This is a genomic window from Actinoplanes sp. NPDC051633, from assembly GCF_040681735.1.
Taxonomy (GTDB): Bacteria; Actinomycetota; Actinomycetes; order Mycobacteriales; family Micromonosporaceae; genus Actinoplanes.
In genome coordinates this window covers 1-4706 of record NZ_JBFAZH010000624.1, presented here as the reverse complement: position 1 = coordinate 4706, position 4706 = coordinate 1, and the positions used below count along the sequence as shown (strand labels likewise).

Annotated in this window: 5 protein-coding genes; all 5 read right to left on the bottom strand. The window is 67.1% G+C overall.

Annotation, left to right across the window (positions count from 1 at the left end; translation table 11 throughout):
- Positions 1-766 (bottom strand): prepilin peptidase (locus AB0M20_RS28200; RefSeq protein ID WP_364303253.1); only part of this gene is annotated, 766 nt, incomplete at its 3' end.
- A 45-nt stretch (positions 767-811) separates the two neighbouring features.
- The gene (locus tag AB0M20_RS28195; protein ID WP_364303251.1) at positions 812-1291 is read right to left on the bottom strand and encodes a prepilin-type N-terminal cleavage/methylation domain-containing protein; all 480 of its coding nucleotides are present in this window, start codon (positions 1289-1291) and stop codon (positions 812-814) included.
- Between the two features lie 98 nt (positions 1292-1389).
- Positions 1390-2622, bottom strand: coding sequence for a type II secretion system F family protein (locus AB0M20_RS28190; RefSeq protein ID WP_364303249.1), 1233 nt, complete (start codon positions 2620-2622; stop codon positions 1390-1392).
- 7 nt (positions 2623-2629) lie between these two features.
- Positions 2630-3676: a type IV pilus twitching motility protein PilT gene (locus tag AB0M20_RS28185; RefSeq protein WP_364303257.1), complete on the bottom strand. Its 1047-nt coding sequence runs from the start codon at positions 3674-3676 to the stop codon at positions 2630-2632.
- A gap of 217 nt (positions 3677-3893) precedes the next feature.
- Positions 3894-4625 carry an ATPase, T2SS/T4P/T4SS family gene (locus tag AB0M20_RS28180; RefSeq protein ID WP_364303255.1) on the bottom strand — a complete coding sequence of 244 codons (732 nt, stop codon included), beginning with the start codon at positions 4623-4625 and terminating at the stop codon, positions 3894-3896.
- Positions 4626-4706: the final 81 nt, after the last annotated feature.

The following is a 4706-nucleotide window of genomic DNA, read 5'->3' as shown; positions in this document are numbered from 1 at the left end:
GATCGAGGTACCAGTCGGCGATGGGCGCCGCGGCGAAGACCGCGACGAAGGCGCCGGCCAGCATGTAGGGACCGAAAGGGATCTTCGACTTGAACCTGGCCAGCCGGACCGCCATCAGCAGCACGCCGGCGAGGCCGCCGAGCAGGAAGCCGGCGAAGGCGCCGATCGCCACCGCACCCCAGCCCAGCCAGCCGAGATAGAAGCCGAGCAGCGGTGCGAGCTTGATGTCGCCGCCGCCCATCGGCCCGAAGATCGCGACCACCCGGAAGAAGAGCCACATCGTGGCCGCCGCGATCAGTCCGCGGGCCACGGCCCACCAGTTGTCGCCGAGGTAGGCGGCGGAGATCAGCAGGGCCAGGGCGACGGCGTAGGAGGGCTTCACGATCGCGTCCGGCAGCCGGAACACGTCCAGGTCGATGGCCGCGAGCGCGATCGCGATGGCGGCCAGGTAAAGGTATGCGGGCAACTCCCAGGAGAGCCCGAAACGGGCCGCGACGGCGACGAACAGCGCCGCGGTGCCGGCCTCGACCAGGGGATAACGAGCGCTGATCGGCGCCCGGCAGTCGGCACACCGGCCGCGGAGCAGCAGCCAGCCGAGCACGGGGATGTTGTGCCTGTTCCGGACGGCCGATCCGCACGCCGGGCAGTGCGAGCCGGGGGTGACCAGTGACTCGTCGCGCGGCACCCGGTGGATCACGACGTTCAGGAAGGAGCCGACCGCGAGGCCGAGGAGGCCGACGATGCCGAACAGCATGGGCTGGGGCATGACGACCTCCTCGGCTGTCGTGATCGGGGTGGGGCTACGGCCGGATCAGTTGCCGGCCGTGATGCACGCCGCGACCGTGGTCGAGCCGGACGCCTTCACCGAGCCACCGGCCTGGCTGTTGTAGACGTAGACCTTGTCCTTCGTGCCGCCCTGGTTGGTGGCGCAGATGACGTAGTACGAGGTGTTGTTCTTCAGGGCGAGCGTGGTCCCGCTGGACAGCGTGATGGTGCCGGCGGTGCCGTTCGTCTGGGCGGCGAGGTCGATCTTGCCGCTGGTGCCGGTGGTGGCGGTGACGTCGGCCGGGTACTTGTTGCTGTTGTTGGTGTAGTACTGCTCCACCGCGCTGATCGCGCCGCGCACGTCGGACTGGGCCGACTTGTCGGCTGCGCCCTCGCGGTAGTTCAGGTAGACCGGCACGGCGATGGCGACCAGTACACCGATGATGACCACGACGACCAGGAGCTCGATGAGGGTGAAGCCCTCCTCGTCCTTCTTGGCGCGGAGCCGGCTGATGATGTCCTGCATGGGGGTGCCTCCAGTGGCGTCAGGGGTATGGCGGGGACAACTACCGGGCTCGGGCGCCCGACTGACCGGAGGGACCGGTCGCTTTCTGCTCCAGGGCCTCAGTTGCTCTGGATGTTCTGGTAGATGGTGAACATCGGTAGGTAGAGACAGATCACCATTCCGCCGACCACGGCTCCCATGACGAGGACCATGATCGGTTCGATCGAGGCGGTCAGGGACTCGGCGGCGCTGTCGACTTCCCTGTCATAGAAATCGGCAACCTTGTCGAGCATCTGACTGATTTGACCGCTTTCTTCGCCCACTTCGATCATCTGTGTGACCATCTCGGGGAAGATCTTGTGGTGGCGCAGCGCGGACGACATGGGCTGGCCCTCGCGGACCGCGGCCTGCACGTCCTTCATCGCCGCGTTGATCACCTCGTTGCCGGTGGTCTCGCCGACCACCGACAGCGCCTGCATGACCGGCACGCCCACGTTCAGCAGCAGGCCCAGGTTGCGCGAGAAGCGGCTCATCGCGAGCTTGCGGAAGAGCACGCCGAAGACCGGCATCTTGAGCTTGAACTGGTCGTAGCGCAGGCGTAGGTCCTGGCTCTGGCGCAGCCGGCGGCGGAAGACCGTGCTGCCGCCGATCGTGACGATCAGGAACAGTGGCCCGATCCACCACATGTTGTGGCTGGTGTCCACCAGGAACTGCGTGATGCCGGGCAGCTCGCCGCCCAGGCTTTTGAACATCGCCTCGAAGATCGGGACGATGAAGATCAGCACGCCGGCGATCAGGATGAAGGTGAAGCTGAGCACGATCGCCGGGTAGGTCAGCGCGCTCTTGATCTTGCCGCGCAGTGCGGCGTCCTTCTCCAGGCTGTCCGCGACCTGCTCCAGGGCGCGGTCGATCATGCCGCCCGCCTCGCCGGCCCGGATCATCGCGACCATCAGGCGGGGGAACTGCTTGTCGTGCTTGCCCATCGCCGAGGACAGCGAGACACCGCCGGCCACGTCCGTGCGTACCTCGCCCACCGCCGTCTTCAAGGCCGGCGCCGACGTCTGCTCCTCGAGGATCGAGAGCGAGCGCAGCAGCGACATGCCCGAGGACGTCATGGTGGCGAACTGCCGGGCGAAGACCGCCAGGTCCTTGAGCTTGGTGCGGTTGCCCAGGCCGGGGATCTTCAGGTCCATGTTGAGGCCCTGGCCGGCCGCGGTCAGCTCGAGCGGCACCTCGCCACGCTGCTTGAGCATGTGCATGGCCGCGGACTCGTTCGCCGCCTCGACCGTGCCCTTCGACTTCCGGCCGGTCGAGTCGATGCTGTTGTAGTGGAAGGTCTTGGTCACGGCCACGGTGGGATCACATCCGTCCGATGAGGCGCTTGAGCTCTTCGGCCGAGTGGCAGATCTCCAGGGCGGTCTGCATGGTGACCTGCCCCTCGCGGACCTTCTCGGCCAGGTGCTGGTCGAAGGCCAACATGCCCTCGTTGCCGCCGGCCTGCATGAACGAGGGGATCTGATGCGACTTGCCCTCGCGGATCAGGCTGCGGATGGCCGGCGTGGCGGTCAGGATCTCGCTGACCACGACCCGGCCCTTGCCGTCCGCCTTCGGCGCCAGCGCCTGCGTGACCACGCCCTGGAGGCTGGCCGCGAGCTGGGCGCGGATCTGCAGCTGCTGGTGCGGCGGGAAGATGTCGATGACGCGGTCGATGGTCTGCGTGGCGCTCTGCGTGTGCAGCGTCGCGAGCACCAGGTGACCGGTCTCGGCCGCGGTCAGCGCGGTCGCCGTGGTCTCGAGGTCGCGGAGCTCACCGACCAGGATGATGTCGGGGTCCTGGCGCAGGGCGTGCTTGAGCGCCTGCGCGAAGGTCTCCGTGTCGGTGCCCACCTCGCGCTGGTTGACCACGCTGCGCTTGTGCGGGTGGAGGAACTCGATCGGGTCCTCGATGGTGATGATGTGCGCGGCGCGGCTGCGGTTGGCCAGGTCGAGCACCGAGGCGAGCGTGGTGGTCTTGCCGGAGCCGGTCGGGCCGGTTACCAGCACCAGGCCACGCGGCAGGTGGGCGAAGCGCGCGACCGAGTCGGGCATGCCCAGCTCGTCCAGCGGCTTGATCTTGTGCGGGATCGCCCGGAAGACCGCGCCGCACGAGTTGCGCTGCACGTACAGGTTGCCGCGGAAGCGCGAGACGCCGGTGATGCTGTGCGCGAAGTCCATCTCGTTGTCGCGCTGGAAGACTTCCCACTGCTCGGGCTTCACCGCGGCGCGGGCCAGCAGCGCCGTGTCCGCCGAGTTGAGCTTGCCGTACCCGGGAAGGGGGCGCAGGCTGCCGTCGACGCGGATCATGGGCGGGGAGCCCACGGTCAGGTGCAGGTCGGAACCGCGTGACTCGACGAGCGTGATCAGCATCTGGTCGAGCACGGCGAGGCCTTCCGGGGTCTGCCCGGACGCCTCCACCGGCGCCGTCTGCTGCGGCACGTCGTGGTCGAGCCCATACTGCACGGTCATCTGGCACCGACTTTTCTCTCGCGGGTTTTGACGCCCCCCTCATTCGGCATCGTGAGGCGCGCCTTTAGGAGCTATTCCGCCGTTTTTGCCCGCACATCGCGCAGAGCCGGTAACGTGCTCAGATTGCGACGCGGGAGACCTCTCGTACGCTGGTCAGCCCGCCGACCGCCTTGGCCAGGCCGTCCGCGCGCAGGTCGTACATGCCCTGGCTGATCGCCACCTCGCGGATCTCGTTGGACGACGCGCGGCGGATGGTCAGCGACTCGATCTCCGGCGACACCGGCATCACCTCGTGCAGCGCGATCCGGCCGCGGTACCCGGTGTTGGCGCAGTTGCGGCAGCCGACCGGGCGATAGAGCAGGTCCGGCACCTTCAGGTCCTGGTACGGCCACCGCGCGCCGACCAACTCCTCCTCGGTCGGCGCGTACGCCTCCTTGCACCAGTCGCAGAGCCGCCGCGCCAGCCGCTGGGCCAGCACGCAGTCCAGCGACGAGCCGACCAGGAACGGCTCGATGCCCATCTCGGTGAGACGGGTGACCGCGCCGGGCGCGTCGTTGGTGTGCAGCGTGGAGAGCACGAGGTGACCGGTCAGCGAGGCCTCGACCGCGATCTGCGCGGTGTTGCCGTCCCGGATCTCACCGATCAGCACGACGTCGGGGTCGGACCGCAGGATGGCCGGCAGCACGGCGGCGAAGGTCAGGCCGGCCTTGGTGTTGACCTGCACCTGGTTGATGCCGCGCAGGCGGTACTCGACCGGGTCCTCGACGGTGATCACGTTGACCTCGGGCTTCGAGATCCGGCCCAGGGTGGCGTAGAGGGTCGCATTGAGATGATAAGGTTTATAAGGAATTTGTTTGTTCTAATTTTTCACTCATTTTGTTCTAATTTCTTTTAACAAATGTTCTTTTTTTTTTAGAACAGTTATGATATA